Raw genomic sequence first — 19,369 nt, forward strand, 5'->3', positions numbered from 1 at the left:
CACCGCTGCCACGAATTCTCCATTTGTGGCCCGAGGACAGAAACAGGGAATCGCCGTGAGCCGAATAGCGTGGAAGACGCTGAGCAGCGGGGAGAACGACCATCTCCTGCTGGCGGTCGACTTCGCCGCGGGAAGCCGCGGGCCGGCCCAATTCGCCGACCTCGCCCCGCTCCTGGATCCGCCGCGCACACTGTGGACGAGCCGGCCCCCGGGCCCCGACGACCAGGTCCCGCCCACCGGCAACGCCTACCTCGACTGGTGGCTCGGCGAGCTCCGCGCCTCGGGCACCCCCGTGGAGGCCGTCCTCGGCTACTGCGCCGGCGGTGTCTTCGCCGCCGCCCTCGCCGACCGCATCGCCGACTGGCAGCCCGCCCCGCGGCTCATCCTCCTCGATCCCGAACTCCCCGCCACGAGCGGCCTGTACGAGGACTTCCACACGGCAGGCGACTCCCTCGCCGCCCTGCTCACCCCCGCCGAACTCGACGCTTTCCACGCCCGCGGCGAGGCCCTGAGAGCCCGGTATGGCGACGACCAGCTGCCGGTGGCCGGCCGCGAACTGGCCGACACCTTCACGGCCGCCGTGGCCGCCGCCGCCGACCGGCTCGACCTCGACGAGGACATCCGCGACGAACTCTCCGGCGCCTTCGTCTCCCTGGTCTCCTACCTCACCGCGGCCACCACTCTCAGCCCGCTGCCCGCCTGGTCCACCGCCACGGCCGTCACCACGACCACCCCCGAGCAGCCGGTCGGCCACGACCACCGTGTCCCGGTCGCCCACGACGACCTGCTGCGCTCACCGCAGACCGCCCGCGCACTCCAGCGGCTGCTGGCCGGCGACCGTGTCCCGGCGGCCGGGAAGGCCGGGTGAGCGCGATGACGGCGACGACGGGGGACACCGCCACCACCCTGACACCACCGGCGGGCGCACCGGCACCCGCCGGGAACGGCGCCCGCCCCACCCTCCTCCCGGCCCTCTTCGCCGAGCAGGCACACCGCACCCCCGACGCCACCGCCCTCGTCGACGGCGACGTCAGCCTCACCTACCGCGAACTCGCCGAGCGCTCCGCCAAGCTCGCCCACCACCTGATCTCCCTGGGCCTCGGCCCGGAGGACATCGTCGCCGTCGGCATGCGACGCGGCGCGGAACTCGTCACCGCCTTCCTCGCCGTCCTCACGGCCGGGGCCGCCTATCTGCCGCTCGACCTGCAGAACCCGGCGCAGCGCCTGGCACTGATGACCGAGGACGCCTGCCCGGCCGCCCTCCTCACCCACACCGGCAGCGCCGCCCCGGCCGGCGCCGCGGTCACCGTCCTCCTCGACGACGAGACCACCCGCGCGGCCATCGCCGCCGCCCCGGCCACCACCCCCCAGGACACCGACCGGGTACGGCCACTGCGCCCCGACCACGCCGCCTACGTCATCTACACCTCCGGCTCCACGGGCCGCCCCAAGGGCGTCGTCGTCACCCACCGCCCGCTCGCCGCCTACCTCGCCTACGCGCGCGGCACCTACCCGAGCGCCGCCCGCAGCACCCTGCTGCACTCCTCCGTCGCCTTCGACATGACGGTCACCACCCTGTACGCACCGCTCACCAGCGGCGGCACCATCCGCATCGGCGCGCTGGACGACCCGGGCCCCGGCCCCGCCCTGCTCAAGGTCACCCCGTCCCACATGGCGCTGCTCGCCACCCTGCCCCCGCAGGCCGCGCCGACCGAGCAGCTCGTCGTCGGCGGGGAACTCCTGCTCGCCGAGACCGTCGAGGCCTTCCGCGCCCGCCACCCCCGGGTCACCGTCCTCAACGAGTACGGTCCCACCGAGGCCACCGTCGGCTGCTGCGTGCACACCGTCCACCCCGGGGACACCCTGCCACCCGGCGCCGTGGCCATCGGCCGGCCCACCTGGACCAGCGACCTACGCGTCCTCGACGAGCAGTTGCGGCCCACCGACGACGGCGAGCTGTACATCGCCGGCGGTCAGCTGGCCCGCGGCTACCTGCGCCGCCCGGCACTCACCGCGGAACGCTTCGTCGCCGACCCCTACGGGCCGCCCGGCAGCCGTATGTACCGCACCGGGGACCGGGTGCGCCGCACCGCCGACGGCACCCTGTTCTTCCTCGGCCGCCTCGACGGACAGATCAAGATCCGCGGCTACCGCGTCGAACTCGGCGAGATCGAGTCGGCCCTGCTGCGCCACCCGACGGTCTCCCGCACCGCCGTCACCGTCCACCGCACCCCCATGGGCGACACCCACCTCGTCGCCTACGTCGTCCCCGAAGCCGGACACCGCGCGGACGCCGGCGAGCTGAAGACGCACCTGGTCGACACCCTGCCCGACTACATGGTCCCCAGCGCCTTCCTGACCCTCGACACCCTGCCCCTGAACGCCAACGGAAAGCTGGAGACGGACCGCCTCCCGGCGCCCGACTTCGCCGCCGTCACCCGCTACACGGCACCCGTCACCCCCGAACAGACGCTGCTGTGCGAACTGTTCGCCCGGTTCTCCGGCGCCCCCAAGGCCGGTCTCGACGACGACTTCTTCGCCCTGGGAGGCACCAGTCTGGGCGCCGCCCAGGTCGCCGGCAAGGCCCGCAGGCAGGGCCTGGGCCTCCGCCTCCAGGACATCACCGACCACCGCACGGTACGGCGCCTGTGCGAGGCGCTCACCACCGAGTAACAGGAATTGGAGACACGATGGAGCTGCTGCAGCTCGCAGGCATGGGCTGGATCTCCCGGTCCCTCAGCGTGGCCGCCCGGCTGGGCATCGCCGACCACCTCGCCGACGGCCCCAAGTCACCGTCCCAGCTCGCCGAGTTGACCGACGCCGACCCCGACGGCGTGCTCTACCTGCTGCGCGTCCTCGGCATCGTCGGCGTCTTCCGCGAACGCGAGGACGGCACCTTCGAACAGACCGACACCTCGGAGCGCATGCGCGACGACCACCCGCAGTCCATGCGCTACTGGTGCGTTCTCGGCGGCGAGATGTACTACGACGTGTGGCGCGACCTGCTGACCACCGTCAAGACCGGAAAGCCCGCCTCCCGCTCCGAGTACGGCGAGTCCATCTACGCCTACATGGACAAGGACACCGACGCCGGCGAGGTCTACGACAAGGCCATGGCCGACATCACCCGGCCCGCCGCCGCAGAACTCGCCCGCGACTTCGACTTCTCCCGCATCTCCACCGTGATCGACGTCGGCGGCGGCACCGGCCACCTCCTCAAGGGCATCCTCTCCGCCCACCGCGACATCCGCGGCACCGTCGCCGAGCGCGCCGACGTCGCCAAGCGCGGCGCCCAGCTCCTCGACGAGTCCGGCGACCAGGACCTGATCCGACGGCTCTCCTTCACCGAGGCCGACTTCTTCGAGAAGGTCCCGAGCGGCGCCGACGCCTACTTCCTCAAGAACGTCCTGCACAACTGGAGCCCCGAGAGCAGTGCCCGCATCCTCAGGACCGTCCAGCAGGCCATGACCCGCACCGTCGAGGAGTCCGACGGCCTCGCCGCCGAGCCCGTCCTCTTCGTCATCGAGCCGCTGCTCGGCCACGACAACGCCTCCGCGATCCGCTCGCTCTTCCAGATGGTCGTCTGCGAGGAGGGCACCCGCATCCGCTCCGTCGAGGACATGCGCGAGCAGGCCGAGGCCGCCGGCCTCCAGGTGCGGTCGATCCGCAATCTCTCCACGGAGCACAGCGTCGTCGAGTGCGTGCTCGCTCCCCGCGACTGACCAGCCATGACCGACCGGCTCCGGCCGACCGGCTTCGACCGACCACCTCCGACCGACGAGCTCCCTTCCCTCAGAGAGGACCAACCGCCCATGTGGGACGACCAGTTCGAGGGCATCGTCCGCCCTCACCTCGGCTTCCTCCCCGAGGAGGCCCCCTTCACCGAGAACCTCGACCTGCGCGACGCCGGCCTCGACTCCCTCGGCATCGTCGACCTCCTCATCGAGCTCGAGAACGCGTACGAGGTCAAGTTCACCGACGACGCCCTCGCCATGGAGACGTTCAGCACCCCCGGCGCGCTCTGGCGCACCCTCGCCGGTCTGCGCACCGCGGCCGTGAGCTGACGGCCCACTCACCCCCAGCCCTCCTCCCTCCCTCCCGCTCCTCTCCCACAGGTGGACGAACCGCATGTCGAATGAGTCGAACGAACAGAAGCTCCTCGACTACCTCAAGAGGGCGACGACCGAACTGCGCGACACCCGCAGGAGGTTGCGCGAGGAGGAGGAGAAGAGCCACGAGCCCATCGCCATCGTCGGCATGGCGTGCCGCTACCCCGGCGGAGTGACCTCCCCGGAGGACCTGTGGAGCCTGCTCGCCGCCGACGGCGACGCCATCACCCCCTTCCCCACGGACCGCGGCTGGGACGTCGCCGGTCTCTACGACCCGGACCCGGACGCCCCCGGCAAGACGTACTCCGTCGAGGGCGGCTTCCTCGACGGAGCCGCCGACTTCGACGCGGACTTCTTCGGCATCAGCCCCCGCGAGGCCCTCGCGACCGACCCGCAGCAGCGGCTGCTGCTTGAGACGTCCTGGGAGGCGTTCGAGCGGGCCGGCATCGACCCCGCATCCCTGCGAGGCAGCGCCACCGGCGTCTTCGCCGGCGTCATGTACCACGACTACGGCGCGCACCTCCAGCATGTCCCCCAGGACATCTCCGCCTTCCTCGGCAACGGCAGCGCCGCGAGCGTCGTCTCCGGGCGGGTGTCGTATGCGCTGGGTCTGGAGGGTCCGGCGGTGACGGTGGACACGGCGTGTTCGTCGTCGCTGGTGGCGGTGCATCTGGCGGCGCAGGCGCTGCGGGGTGGTGAGTGCTCGCTGGCGTTGGCGGGTGGTGTGACGGTGATGTCGACGCCGGACACGTTCGTGGACTTCAGCCGGCAGCGGGGTCTTGCGGCGGACGGGCGGTGCAAGCCGTTCGCCGAGGCTGCGGACGGTACCGGTTGGGGTGAGGGTGTCGGTGTGCTGGTGCTGGAGCGTCTGTCGGACGCGCGGCGCAACGGGCACCGGGTGCTGGCGGTCGTGCGGGGCTCGGCGGTCAACCAGGACGGCGCGAGCAGTCAGCTGACCGCGCCGAACGGCCCGTCCCAGCAAAGGGTCATCCGGCAGGCGCTCGCCTCGGCCCGCCTCACCGCCCAGCAGATCGACGTGGTGGAGGCCCACGGCACCGGGACCCGGCTCGGGGACCCGATCGAGGCGCAGGCGCTGCTCGCGACGTATGGGCAGGACCGGTCCTCGGACGCGCCGCTGTGGCTCGGTTCGATCAAGTCCAACCTGGGGCACACGCAGGCCGCCGCGGGCGTGGCCGGGATCATCAAGATGGTGCTGGCTCTGCGGAATGAGGAGCTTCCCCGGACCCTGCACGTCGATGCGCCGTCTTCCCACGTGGACTGGTCGGCGGGTGCGGTCGAGCTGCTGACCGAGGCCCGGCCTTGGAGGGGCGGGGAGCGGACCCGGCGTGCCGGTGTGTCCTCGTTCGGGATCAGCGGGACGAACGCGCACGTGATCGTGGAGGAGGCGCCGGCCGAGGAGCCCGCCGAGGCCTTGGAGGCTACAGGGCTGCCGGTGGTGCCCTGGATCGTCTCCGGCAAGTCCACCGAGGCGGTACGCGGACAGGCGGCGCGGCTGCTCGGGCACGCGGTGGCACACCCGGAACTCGACCTGGCGGACGTGGGCTCGTCTCTGGTGACCCGGCGGTCGTCGTTCGTGTACCGGGCAGGTGTGGTGGCCGGTGACCGTGAGGGGTTGCTGGCCGGGCTGGAGGCGGTGGCGAGCGGTTCCGTGGTGCCGTCGGTGGCCGGGGGTTCGCTGGCGTTCCTGTTCACGGGGCAGGGGAGTCAGCGGGCGGGGATGGGCCGGGAGTTGTATGAGGTCTTCCCGGTGTTCGCCGCGGCGCTGGACGAGGTGTGCGCGGCGCTGGATGTGCATCTGGAGCGTCCGCTGAAGGACGTGATGTTCGGCGGGGAAGGGCTGGACGAGACCGGGTACACGCAGCCTGCGCTGTTCGCCCTGGAGGTGGCGCTGTTCCGGCTTCTCGAAGCATGGGGTGTGCGGCCGGATGTGCTGGCCGGGCATTCGATCGGTGAGCTGGCCGCCGCGTATGTGGCGGGGCTGTGGTCGCTGGAGGACGCGGCGAGGCTGGTGGCCGCTCGTGGGCGGCTGATGCAGCGGCTTCCGGCGGGCGGTGCGATGGCTGCCGTACAGGCCACCGAGGCGGACGTACGTGCCGTGCTGCCGGAAGGTACGGGGATCGCGGCCGTGAACGGGCCGGTGTCCGTGGTCGTTTCCGGTCCGGAGGCGGGTGTGGACGAGGTCGTCGCGCACTTCTCGGCGGCCGGCCGCAAGACGAAGAAGCTGACCGTCAGCCATGCCTTCCACTCGCCGCTGATGGAGCCGATGCTCGCGGAGTTCGAGCAGATCGCCGCGCAACTGACCTACGTCCAGCTGGCGTTGCCGATCGTGTCGACGCTGACCGGCCAGGCGGTGTCGTACGACGAGCTCTCGCAGCCGTCCTACTGGGTCCGGCACGTCCGCGAGGCGGTCCGCTTCGCCGACGCGGTCACCACGCTGGACGGGCGGGGCGTCGGTACGTTCCTGGAGCTGGGTCCGGATGCCGTGCTGACCGCGATGGCGGCCGACACCGGCACGGAGGCCACGCTCGTCGCGGGGCTGCGTCGCGACCGCACCGAGCCCCAAGCCCTCGTCGAGGCACTCACCCGCCTGCCCTCCGTCGACTGGACCGCCTACTTCGGCCCCGGCCGGCGGGCCGTCGACCTGCCCACCTACGCCTTCCAGCACCAGCCGTACTGGCTGGACGCCTACGCGGGTGCGGCGCGCGGCGATGTCGTAGGCGCCGGGCAGACGGACGCCGAGCACGCGCTGCTGAGCGCGGCGGTGGAACTGCCGGACTCCGGCGGGGTGTTGTTCACCGGCCGGCTGTCCCCGGCCGTCCAGTCGTGGCTGCCCGAGCACACGGTGCACGGGACTGTCGTGCTGCCGGGCGCGGCCCTGGTGGAGATCGCCCTGCGGGCCGGTGACGAGGTCGGACGCGGGACCGTCCGTGATCTGACGCTGCACGCCCCGCTGGTCCTGCCCACCGACCGCGCCGTGTCTCTTCGTGTCCGTGTGGGCGAGGGCGAGGAGCCTGCGCTCACCGTGCACTCCCGCCCGGAGGGCGAGGAGGGCTGGACGCTGCACGCCGAGGGCGTTCTGGCGGCCGAGTCCGTCGAGCCGGCCGCCGATCTGGGTGATGTCTGGCCGCCGGCGGGCGCGGAGCCGGTGGACACCGCGAACCTGTACGAGGAACTGGCCGCGGCCGGACTGGAGTACGGCCCGCTGTTCCAGGGTGTCACCGCCGCCTGGCGAGCCGCGGACGGCGGCTCGGTGTACGCCGAGGTCGCCCTGCCCGAGGGCACCGACACCGAGGGCTTCGGCATCCACCCGGCGCTGCTCGACGCCTCCCTGCACGCCATCGGACTGGCGCAGCAGGAAGGTTCCGAGGCTCAACTGCCGTTCTCGTGGTCGGACGTCACCCTGCACGCCTCCGGCGCCTCGGTGCTGCGGGTGCGGATCGCGGGCGTGGGTTCGGGCCACCGGCTCGACCTCGCCGACGCGGCCGGCTCCCCGGTGGCGACCATCGGCACGCTGGCCCTGCGCGCAGCGGTGCCGGCCGTGGAGGAGACGGGCGCCGTCCGTGACCTCTACCGGGTCGACCGGGTCCCGGTCGTGTCGGAGGCGACCGAGTCCACGGCCTCGTACACCGTCCTCGAGGCGGCCACCGCCGCCGATCTGCTGCCGCGGCTCCAGGCCCACCTGGAGGGCGAGGACGACCTGCTGCTCGTGATCACCCGCGGCGCGGCCACCGAACCCGAGCAGTCCGCGATCCGTGGTCTCGTCCGGGCGGCGCAGGCCGAGTATCCGGACCGGATCGTCCTGCTCGACTCCGATCAGGAGATCCCCGAGCGGCTGCCTGTCGGGGAGCCGGAACTCGCTTACGCGGAAGGCATCTTCAGCGCTCCGCGGCTCGCCCGCGAGACGGCGTCCGTGGGCGGTTCCTGGTCCACGTCCGGCACGGTTCTGGTGACCGGTGGCACGGGCGGGCTCGGTGCGCTGACCGCGCGCCACCTCGTCGCCGCCCACGGTGTGCGCAGTCTGCTGCTCACCAGCCGACGCGGCGCCGACGCGCCGGGAGCCGCCGAACTCACCGCAGAACTAAGCGCGTCGGGCGCGGACGTGACGATCCAGGCATGCGACGTCTCCGACCGGGAAGCGCTGGCACGGCTGTTCGCGTCCCACGCGGACATCACGGCGGTCGTGCACACCGCGGGCGTGGTCGACGACGCGACCGTCGAGCACCTGAGCTCGGAGCGCCTGGAGTCGGTGTGGGCGCCGAAGGCGGCGGCCGCCCGGCATCTGCACGAGCTGACGGCCGGGCGGGACCTCGACGCGTTCGTGCTCTACTCCTCGACCGCGGCCACCTTCGACGGCACCGGCCAGGCCAACTACGCCGCCGCCAACGCCTACCTGGACGCCCTCGCCGCCCAGCGGCAGGCACAGGGCCTGCCCGGGGTCTCGCTGGCCTGGGGCCTGTGGGACCCGGAGGTCGGCGGCATGGGCGCCGGGCTCACCGCGGCCGACATCGACCGCATGGCCCGAGTGGGCGTCCTGCCGCTCGACGCGGAGCGGGGCCTGGCCCTTCTGGACGCGGCCCTCGCCGGCTCCTCGCACGCCCATCTGCTCCCCGTCGCCATGGACGGCCGAGCCCTTGAGCAGCGTGCCAGGCGCGGGGAACTGCCCCGGGTGCTGCACGGGCTCGTCCGCCCCTCCGCCGTGCGCAGGACCGTCGCGGCCGGCGGGTCGGCCCCGGCCGGAGACCTGGCCGCCCGCCTGGAGCGTCTTCCGGTCGCCGAACGCACCCGCGTCCTGCTCGATCTCGTACGCCGTCATGTCGCGGCCGTCCTCGGCTTCGGCGGGGCGGGCGAGGTCGCACCCGAGAAGCCGTTCAAGGAGTTCGGTTTCGACTCCCTCACGGCGGTCGAGTTCCGCAACCGGCTCGGCGCCGAGGCAGGCCTCCGGCTGCCCGCGACCCTCGTCTTCGACCATCCGACACCGAGCGCGGTCGCGGGCTTCCTCGCCGCCGAACTCCTCGGAGAGGAGGGCGAGTCCGACGCGGCGCCGGTGCCGGCCGGTGCGGTGTCGGCCTCCGCTGCCGACCCCGTCGTCATCGTGGGCATGGCGTGCCGGTACCCCGGCGGTGTGAGCTCGCCGGAGGAGCTGTGGGCACTGCTGGCGGCGGGCGGCGACGCGGTCTCCGAGTTCCCGTCCGACCGGGGGCCGCTGTGGCAGGAGTCGTACGACCCCGATCCGGAGGCCGTCGGCAAGACCTACACACGGTACGGAGGGTTCCTCGCCGAGGCCGCCGAGTTCGACCCAGGCTTCTTCGGGATCAGCCCGCGCGAGGCGCTTGCGATGGACCCGCAGCACCGATTGCTGCTGGAGACGTCCTGGGAGGCGTTCGAGCGGGCCGGGATCGATCCGGCCGCCGCGCGCGGCAGCGCCACCGGCGTCTTCACCGGCGTCATGTACCACGACTACGCCACCGTCCTGGAACGCTCCGCCCACCACGACACCGAGGGCTTCATGGGCGTCGGCGGCAGCATCGCCTCCGGGCGGGTGTCGTATGCGCTGGGTCTGGAGGGTCCGGCGGTGACGGTGGACACGGCGTGTTCGTCGTCGCTGGTGGCGGTGCATCTGGCGGCGCAGGCGCTGCGGGGTGGTGAGTGCTCGCTGGCGTTGGCGGGTGGTGTGACGGTGATGTCGACGCCGGACACGTTCGTGGACTTCAGCCGGCAGCGGGGTCTTGCGGCGGACGGGCGGTGCAAGCCCTTCGCGCAGGCCGCGGACGGTACGGGCTGGGGTGAGGGTGTCGGTGTGCTGGTGCTGGAGCGTCTGTCGGACGCGCGGCGCAACGGGCACCGGGTGCTGGCGGTCGTGCGGGGCTCGGCGGTCAACCAGGACGGCGCGAGCAACGGCCTCACCGCCCCCAACGGCCCCGCTCAGCAGCGCGTCATCAAGCAGGCCCTCGCGGCGGCCGGACTCTCCTCCACCGATGTGGACGCGGTGGAGGCCCACGGCACCGGCACCAAGCTGGGCGACCCGATCGAGGCGCAGGCGCTACTCGCCACCTACGGCCAGGACCGCTCCCCGGATGCGCCGCTGTGGCTGGGCTCGGTGAAGTCGAACCTGGGGCACACCCAGGCCGCCGCGGGTGTCGCCGGGATCATCAAGATGGTCCTGGCCCTGCGCAACGAGGAACTGCCGCGCACCCTGCACGTCGACACCCCGTCCTCGCACGTGGACTGGTCGGCAGGTGAGGTGGAGCTGCTGACCGAGGCCCGGCCCTGGCAGGCGGGGGAGCGGACCCGGCGCGCGGGCGTCTCCTCCTTCGGCATCAGCGGCACCAACGCCCACGTCATCGTGGAGGAGGCGCCGGCCGAGGAGCCCGCTGCGGAGACCTTGGAGCCGGCCGTGCTTCCGGTCGTGCCGTGGGTCGTCTCCGGCAGAACCGCCGCAGCCGCGCGCGAGCAGGCGATACGTCTCCTGCGCTTCCTCGGCGACGGAGCGGGGACCGACCCGGTCGGCATCGCCTACTCGTTGACGACTCAGCGGTCGTCGTTCGTGTACCGGGCGGGTGTGGTGGCCGGTGACCGTGAGGGGTTGCTGGCCGGGCTGGAGGCGGTGGCGAGCGGTTCCGTGGTGCCGTCGGTGGCCGGGGGTTCGCTGGCGTTCCTGTTCACGGGGCAGGGGAGTCAGCGGGCGGGGATGGGCCGGGAGTTGTATGAGGCCTTCCCGGTGTTCGCCGCGGCGCTGGACGAGGTGTGCGCGGCGCTGGATGTGCATCTGGAGCGTCCGCTGAAGGACGTGATGTTCGGTGGGGAGGGCCTGGACGAGACGGGCTACACCCAGCCCGCGCTGTTCGCGTTGGAAGTCGCCCTGTTCCGGCTGTTGGAAGCGTGGGGGGTTAGGCCGGATGTGCTGGCCGGGCATTCGATCGGTGAGCTGGCCGCCGCGCATGTGGCGGGGCTGTGGTCGCTGGAGGACGCGGCGAGGCTGGTGGCCGCTCGTGGCCGGCTGATGCAGCAGCTCCCGGCGGGCGGCGCGATGGCCGCCGTACAGGCCACCGAGGCGGACGTACGTGCCGTGCTGCCGGAAGGTACGGGGATCGCGGCCGTGAACGGGCCGGTGTCCGTGGTCGTGTCCGGTCCGGAGACGGGCGTGGACGAGGTCGTCGCGCACTTCTCGGCGGCCGGCCGCAAGACGAAGAAGCTGACCGTCAGCCACGCCTTCCACTCCCCGCTGATGGAGCCGATGCTCGCCGAGTTCGAGCAGATCGCCGCCCAACTCGCGTACGACGAGCCGACGCTGCCGATCGTGTCGACGCTCACCGGAGACCCGGTCTCCTTCGAGGAGCTGGCCGACCCGTCCTACTGGGTCCGGCACGTCCGCGAGGCCGTCCGCTTCGCCGACGCCGTCACCGCACTCGGCGCCCAGGGCGCCGGCACCTTCCTGGAGCTGGGCCCGGATGCCGTGCTGACCGCCATGGCGGCCGACACCGGCACGGAGGCCACGCTCGTCGCAACCCTCCGCCGCGACCGCACCGAGCCGCAGGCTCTCGTCGAGGCCCTCACCCGGGTGCCGTCCGTCGACTGGGCCGCGTACTTCGGCCCTGGCCGACAGGCCGTCGACCTGCCCACCTACGCCTTCCAGCACGAGAGCTACTGGCCCACGCCGTCCTCGGGCAACGTGGGTGACGTGGAGGGCGCCGGTGTCGCCGCGGCGGGGCACCCGCTGCTCGGCGCGATGGTCGAACTGCCGGACGCCGAAGGGATGTTGTTCACCGGCCGGTTGTCCCTGGCCACGCAGCCGTGGTTGGCCGAGCACGCGGTGAACGGCACGGTCGTCGTGCCCGGTGCCGCGCTCGTCGAGATCGCGGTGCGGGCCGGTGACGAGGTCGGACGCGGGACCGTCCGTGATCTGACGCTGCGCGCCCCCCTCGTCGTACCCGCCGACCGCGCCGTGTCTCTTCGTGTCCGTGTGGGCGAGGGCGAGGAGCCTGCGCTCACCGTGCACTCCCGCCCGGAGGGCGAGGAGAGCTGGACGCTGCACGCCGAGGGCGTTCTGGCGGCCGGGGCCGTCGAGCCGGCCGCCGATCTGGGTGATGTCTGGCCGCCGGCGGGCGCGGAGCCGGTGGACACCGCGAACCTGTACGACGAACTGGCCGCGGCCGGACTGGAGTACGGCCCGCTGTTCCAGGGTGTCACCGCCGCCTGGCGTGCCACGGACGGCGACTCGGTGTACGCCGAGGTCGCCCTGCCCGAGGGCACCGACACCGAGGGCTTCGGCATCCACCCGGCGCTGCTCGACGCCTCCCTGCACGCCATCGGACTGTGGCCGTCCGCCGACGCCTCACGGGCGGAGCTGCCGTTCTCGTGGTCGGACGTCACCCTGCACGCCTCCGGGGCCCCGGCCCTGCGCGTGCGCATCACCAGGGAAGGGGCCGGTCAGCGACTGGAACTTGCCGACCCCACCGGTACCCCGGTCGCCACCGTGGGCACGCTGGTGCTGCGCCCCCTGGCGGTCGCGGACGGCGGCGCGGTTCGTGACCTGTACCGGGTGGAGTGGACGCCGGTCGGTGGACAGGCGACCGAGGCCACTGACGCGTACACGGTCCTCCGGGCCGACACCGCGGCCGGTCTGCTCCCGCGGCTCCAGGCCGCCCTGGCGGGAGAGGAGCCCGTGCTGGTCGTCACCCGGGACGCACTCACCGATCCCGAGCAGGCCGCCGTACGCGGTCTGGCCCGGGCCGCGCAGGCCGAACACCCCGACCGGATCGTGCTCCTCGACACCACCGGAGAACTGCCGGCACACATCCCTCCGGACGAGCCCGAACTCGCCTACTCCGGCGGCCGGTTCCAGGCCCCTCGCCTGGCCCGGGAGGCGGCCTCGACCGGCGCCGCCTGGCCCACCACCGGCACCACCCTCATCACCGGCGGCACCGGCGGGCTCGGCGCCCTCACCGCACGCCACCTGGTCACCGGCCATGGTGTGCGCAGCCTGCTGCTCACCAGCCGACGCGGACCCGACGCACCCGGAGCCACGGAACTCGCCGCAGAACTGCGCGCGTCGGGCGCGGACGTGACGATCGAGACCTGCGACGTCTCCGACCGGGACGCCGTCGCGGAGCTGCTGGACGCGCACCCGGGCATCACCGCCGTCGTGCACACCGCGGGTGTCCTCGACGACACGACCGTCGAACACCTCACCCCGGAGCGACTGGACGCCGTCTGGGCACCGAAGGCCGGGGCCGCCCGGCACCTGCACGAACTGACCACCGGCCACGACATCGAAGCCTTCGTCCTGTTCTCCTCCGCCGCCGGCTGCTTCGACGGCATAGGCCAGGCCAACTACGCCGCCGCCAACGCCTATCTGGACGCCCTCGCCGCCCAGCGGCAGGCACAGGGCCTGCCCGGGGTCTCGCTCGGCTGGGGCCTGTGGGCACCCGGCGCCGGCGGCATGGGCGCCGGACTCACCGCCACCGACCTCGAGCGCATGGCGCGCGCCGGAGTCGGAGCCATCGGGGCCGAGGAGGGCACGGCCCTCTTCGACGCGGCGCTGGCAGCGGCACAGCGCAGCCCGCACCTCGTCCCCGTCAAGCTCGAACTGGCCTCGTGGGACACGGAGAACACCCCGGCCCTCCTGCGCGACCTGGTCCGGCCCCGGACCCGCCGTACCGCACGGGCGTCACTCGCGGCGGACGCCGGGCGGCCGTCCGGCAACACCCTCCAGGACCGGCTGACGGCCCTGCCCGACACCGCCGCCCGCCGTGAGCTGCTGCTCGACCTGGCCCGCAAGCACGCGGCAGCCGTGCTCGGCTTCTCCGGGGCGCACGCCGTGCCCACCGACGCGGCCTTCACCGAACTGGGCTTCGACTCGCTCACCGCGGTCGAGTTCCGCAACGCCCTCGCCGCCGACACCGGCGTACGGCTGCCCGCGACGCTCGTCTTCGACTACCCGAGCCCGGGCGCGGTCGCCGACTACCTGCTGACCGAACTGGTCGGCCCCGAGACGGGGACGGACCCGGCTCAGGGCACGGCCGTCGCCGTCACGGCCACCACCGACGAGCCGATCGCGATCGTCGGCATGGCCTGCCGCTACCCCGGAGGCGTCAACTCGCCCGAGGAACTGTGGCAGTTGCTCGCCGCGGGCGGAGACGCCATCAGCCCGTTGCCCACCGACCGCGGCTGGGACGTCGCTGGCCTGTACGACCCCGACCCCGAAGCCGTCGGCAAGACGTACGCCCGCCACGGCGGATTCCTCACCCAGGCCGCCGAGTTCGACCCCGCCTTCTTCGGGATCAGCCCGCGCGAGGCCCTCGCGACCGACCCGCAGCACCGGCTGCTGCTGGAGACGTCCTGGGAGGCGTTCGAGCGGGCCGGTATCGACCCCGCCACCGTGCGCGGCAGCGCCACCGGTGTGTTCGCCGGCGTCATGTACAACGACTACGGCATCAGGCTGAGCGGCTACCCGGCCGACCTGGAGGGTTACCTCGGCACAGGCAGCTCCGGCAGCGTCGCCTCGGGCCGCGTCGCCTACGTCCTCGGCCTTGAGGGCCCAGCGGTCACCGTCGACACGGCCTGCTCGTCCTCCCTGGTCACCGTGCACATGGCCGCGCAGGCGCTGCGCAGCGGCGAGTGCAGCCTGGCCCTGGCCGGCGGTGTCACCGTCATGGCCACCCCGGAGACGTTCGTCGGCTTCAGCCGGCAGCGGGGGCTGGCCCCCGACGGCCGCTGCAAGCCGTTCGCCGAGGCCGCGGACGGCACCGGCTGGGGCGAGGGCGTCGGCATGCTCGTCCTGGAAAAGCTCTCCGACGCCCGCCGCAACGGCCACCGGGTGCTCGCGGTGGTCCGGGGCTCGGCGGTCAACCAGGACGGCGCCAGCAACGGCCTGACCGCCCCCAACGGCCCCTCCCAGCAGCGCGTCATCCGCCAGGCCCTCGCCGCCGCCCGGCTCACCCCGCAGCAGGTGGACGCGGTGGAGGCCCACGGCACGGGCACCAAGCTGGGCGACCCGATCGAGGCACAGGCGCTGCTGGCGACGTATGGCCAGGACCGCTCCCTGGATGCGCCGCTGTGGCTGGGCTCGGTGAAGTCGAACCTGGGGCACACCCAGGCCGCCGCGGGTGTCGCCGGGATCATCAAGATGGTCCTCGCCCTGCGCAACGAGGAACTGCCGCAGACGCTGCACGTGGACACCCCTTCGTCCCACGTGGACTGGGCGGCGGGCGCGGTCGAGCTGCTGACCGAGGCCCGGCCGTGGCAGGCGGGGGAGCGGACCCGGCGCGCCGGCGTGTCCTCCTTCGGCATCAGCGGCACCAACGCCCACGTCATCATCGAGGAGGCGCCCGCGGAGGCCGACGCCGAGCCGGACTCATCGGCGCGGCGGCTGCCGGTCCTGCCATGGATCGTCTCCGGCAAGACGGCGGAGGCCGTCCGCGCCCAGGCCGCCCGCCTGCTCGACTTCGTCACGGAGCACCCCGAGCTGGACTCCACGAACATCGCGGCCTCGCTCACCTCCCGCCGGGCTTCGTTCGCCTACCGGGCGGGTGCGGTGGCCGGTGACCGGGCAGGCCTGCTGGACGGACTGGAGGCCATCGCCGGAGGCGCGGTGGCGCCGTTCGGTACGGCGGGTTCGCTGGCGTTCCTGTTCACGGGGCAGGGGAGTCAGCGGGCGGGGATGGGCCGGGAGTTGTATGAGGCCTTCCCGGTGTTCGCCGCGGCGCTGGATGAGGTGTGCGCCGCGCTGGATGTGTATCTGGAGCGTCCGCTGAAGGGCGTGATGTTCGGTGGGGAGGGGCTGGACGAGACGGGCTATACCCAGCCTGCGCTGTTCGCCCTGGAAGTCGCCCTGTTCCGGCTGTTGGAAGCGTGGGGGGTCAGGCCGGATGTGCTGGCCGGGCACTCGATCGGTGAGCTGGCCGTCGCGCATGTCGCGGGGCTGTGGTCGCTGGAGGACGCGGCGAGGCTGGTGGCCGCTCGTGGGCGGCTGATGCAGCAGCTCCCGGCGGGCGGTGCGATGGCCGCCGTACAGGCCACCGAGGCGGACGTACGTGCCGTGCTGCCGGAAGGTACGGGGATCGCGGCCGTGAACGGGCCGGTGTCCGTGGTCGTGTCCGGTCCGGAGGCGGGTGTGGACGAGGTCGTCGCGCACTTCTCGGCGGCCGGCCGCAAGACGAAGAAGCTGACCGTCAGCCACGCCTTCCACTCCCCGCTGATGGAACCGATGCTCGCCGAGTTCGAGCAGATCGCCGCCCAACTCACCTACAGCGAGCTCAAGTATCCGATCGTCTCCACGCTGACGGGCGAAGCCGCCTCCTCCGAGGAACTCTCCCAGCCGGCGTACTGGGTCCGGCACGTCCGCGAGGCGGTCCGCTTCGCCGACGCGGTCACCACCCTCGATGACCAGGGCGTCGGTACGTTCCTGGAGCTGGGCCCCGACGCCGTACTCACCGCCATGGTGGCCGACCCGCGTGCCGTCCCGGCCCTGCGCCGCGACCGCACCGAACCCCAGGCCCTCGTCGAAGCGCTCACCCGTGTGCCGGTCGTCGACTGGACCGCCTACTTCGCGGAGACCGGCAGCCTGGCCGTGGACCTGCCGACCTACGCCTTCCAGCACGGGACCTACTGGCTCGCGGACACGGGCGCGGGTACGGCGACCGGCTTCGGCCAGACGGACGCCGAGCACCCGCTGCTGAGCGCGACCGTCGAACTACCGGACTCCGACGGGGTGTTGTTCACCGGCCGCCTCTCGCTCGCCACGCACGCCTGGCTGGCCGAGCACGCCGTGAACGGCACCGTCATCGTGCCCGGCGCCGCCCTCGTCGAGATCGCCGTACGCGCCGGTGACCAGGTCGGCCGCGGCACCGTCCGCGACCTGACGCTGCACGCCCCCCTCGTCGTACCGGCCGAGGGCGCTGTGGCTCTCCGCGTCCGCGTCGGCGAAGGCGACGAACCGACGCTGACCGTCCACTCCCGCCCCGACGGCGAGGACACCTGGACCCTGAACGCCGAAGGCGTCCTCTCCGCCGAGACCGTCGAACCCGCCGCCGACCTCACCGTCTGGCCCCCGGCCGGCGCCGACCCCGTCGACACCAGCACTCTGTACGCCGATCTGTCGGCCATGGGGCTGGAGTACGGCCCTCTCTTCCAGGGCGCCACGGCGGTCTGGCGGAACGGGGACGACACCGTGTACGCCGAGGTCTCCCTCCCGGAGGGCACCGACACCCACGGGTACGGCATCCACCCGGCGCTCCTCGACGCCTCCCTGCACGCCATCAGCCTGCTGGAGGACCAGGACGACACCGCTCAACTGCCGTTCTCCTGGAGTGACTTCGCTCTGCACGCCACCGGCGCCTCGGCGGTGCGGGTCCGTATCGCCCGTACCGGCTCCGGGTTCCGGATCGACGCGGCCGACCTGGCCGGCTCCCCGGTGGCCGGGGTGGGGGCGCTGGCCCTGCGTCCGCTGGCGGCCCAGGCCGCGGGCGTCCGCGACCTGTACCGGGTCGACTGGGTCGCGGTGGCCGGGGAGGCGGGCGAGCCCACCGAGTCGTACACGGTGCTCCAGGCCCCGACGGCCGCCGGTCTGCTGCCCAAGCTCCAGGACCGCCTGGAGGGCGAGGACAGCCTGCTCGTGGTCACCCGCGAGGCGGCCACCGACCCCGAGCAGTCCGCCATCCGCGGCCTGATCCGGGCCGCGCAGGCCGAACACCCCGAGCGGATCACCCTCCTCGACACGGTCGAGGGCCTGCCCGGCCGCATCCCGGCAGGCGAGCCCGAACTCGCCTACTCCGGCGGCCGGTTCCAGGCGCCCCGCCTGGCCCGGGAGGCGGCCGCGACCGGCGCCGCCTGGCCCACCACCGGCACCACCCTCATCACCGGCGGCACCGGCGGGCTCGGCGCCCTCACCGCACGCCACCTGGTCACCGGCCATGGTGTGCGCAGCCTGCTGCTCACCAGCCGACGCGGACCCGACGCACCCGGAGCCACGGAACTCGCCGCCGAGCTCCAGGAGTTGGGTGCCCTGGTGGAGACCGTCGCCTGCGACGTCACCGACCGCGCCGCCCTCGCCGGGCTGCTGGCCGCGCACCCCGACGTCACCGCCGTCGTCCACACCGCGGGCGTGGTGCGGGACGCGACGATCGCTTCGCTCACCCCTGAGACGCTGGACGCTCTGCGGGCCCCCAAGGCCGACGCCGCCCGGCACCTGCACGAGCTGACGGCCGGGCACCGGCTGGAAGCCTTCGTGCTCTACTCCTCGGCCGCCGGTGTGCTCGGCGGCCCAGGCCAAGGCGCCTACGCGGCCGCCAACGCCGCCCTGGACGCTCTCGCCGCCGAGCGCCGCGCCCAGGGGCTGCCCGCCACCTCCCTCGCCTGGGGACTCTGGGCGCCGGAGGCCGGCGGAATGGGCGCCGACCTCAGCGACGGCGACGTCGACCGCATGGCACGGTCGGGTGTCCGCCCCCTCGAGGTCGCGGAAGGCCTGGCCCTCCTGGACGCGGCGGTCGCGGCGGACCACGCGACGCTGGTTCCGGCCGGACTCGACCTGCCCGTGCTCGCCCGCATGGTCGGAGACCAAGTCCCGCCGCTCTTCTCTCAGTTGGTACGACCGGTCACCGCACGCCGATCCACTGCCGCCGGCAGCGGGGCAGCGGGCGGGCCGGAGCTGGCGCAGCGGCTGGCGGGGCTCTCCGGCCCCGACCGGCAGCGGCTGGTCCTCGATGCGGTCAACCGGCACGTCGCCGCCGTCCTCGGTACGGCCGGCGGCGCCGGGGCCCCGGAGATCACGCCGGACAAGCCCTTCAAGGAGCTCGGGTTCGACTCGCTCACCGCGGTCGAACTGCGCAACGCCCTGGGCGCCGAGGCGGGGGTCCGGCTGCCGGCGACGCTCGTCTTCGACTACCCGACCCCGGCCGAACTCGCCGGATTCCTGCTCGGGCAACTGGTCCCCGAGGACGCCGCCGGGACCGGTGACACGACGTACGAGGAGAGCGTCCGGGCGACCCTGCGGTCCATACCGCTGGCCCGGCTCAGGGACGCGGGCCTGCTGGACGCGCTGCTCGAACTCGCGGGCCACCGCCCCGAGTCCACGGCGGCGCCCCTGTCGGTGGACGACCCGGCCGGCGCGGCCGGGGCGAGTGCCGGCGACATCGACGACATGGATGCCGAGAGCCTCATCTCGATGGCGCTCGAAGGATCGGACTTCTGATGACGCGGCTGACGACGCGCGACGCGGATTGGGTGAGGTAACAGGTGTCTGG

At 73.3% G+C, this 19,369-nt stretch carries 5 protein-coding genes; all 5 read left to right on the forward strand.

Annotated features, from left to right (window positions below; all coding sequences use genetic code 11):
- The first annotated feature begins 55 nt into the window (after positions 1–55).
- The gene (locus ACFYZQ_RS19795) at positions 56–868 is read left to right on the forward strand and encodes a hypothetical protein (protein ID WP_389149051.1); all 813 of its coding nucleotides are present in this window, start codon (positions 56–58) and stop codon (positions 866–868) included.
- Positions 869–873: 5 nt separating this feature from the next.
- Entirely contained in the window at positions 874–2,673 is a 1,800-nt protein-coding gene (locus ACFYZQ_RS19800; protein ID WP_389149054.1) for a non-ribosomal peptide synthetase, read from the forward strand.
- A 17-nt stretch (positions 2,674–2,690) separates the two neighbouring features.
- Positions 2,691–3,722 (forward strand): methyltransferase, encoded by a 1,032-nt coding sequence (locus ACFYZQ_RS19805; RefSeq protein ID WP_389149057.1) that lies wholly within the window; start codon positions 2,691–2,693, stop codon positions 3,720–3,722.
- 90 nt (positions 3,723–3,812) lie between these two features.
- Entirely contained in the window at positions 3,813–4,064 is a 252-nt protein-coding gene (locus tag ACFYZQ_RS19810) for a phosphopantetheine-binding protein (RefSeq protein WP_389149060.1), read from the forward strand.
- Positions 4,065–4,128: 64 nt separating this feature from the next.
- A complete protein-coding gene (locus ACFYZQ_RS19815) occupies positions 4,129–19,317 on the forward strand; it encodes an SDR family NAD(P)-dependent oxidoreductase (RefSeq protein WP_389149063.1) in 15,189 nt (5,062 codons plus the stop codon).
- The last annotated feature ends 52 nt before the right edge of the window (positions 19,318–19,369 follow it).

It is taken from the genome of Streptomyces sp. NPDC001843 (genome assembly GCF_042891955.1).
Taxonomy (GTDB): Bacteria; Actinomycetota; Actinomycetes; order Streptomycetales; family Streptomycetaceae; genus Streptomyces.

Coding starts and splice junctions, on each gene's coding strand:
- ACFYZQ_RS19800 (WP_389149054.1), top strand. CDS start 874: ATGACGGCGACGACGGGGGACACCGCCACCACCCTGACACCACCGGCG.
- ACFYZQ_RS19805 (WP_389149057.1), top strand. CDS start 2,691: ATGGAGCTGCTGCAGCTCGCAGGCATGGGCTGGATCTCCCGGTCCCTC.
- ACFYZQ_RS19810 (WP_389149060.1), top strand. CDS start 3,813: ATGTGGGACGACCAGTTCGAGGGCATCGTCCGCCCTCACCTCGGCTTC.
- ACFYZQ_RS19815 (WP_389149063.1), top strand. CDS start 4,129: ATGTCGAATGAGTCGAACGAACAGAAGCTCCTCGACTACCTCAAGAGG.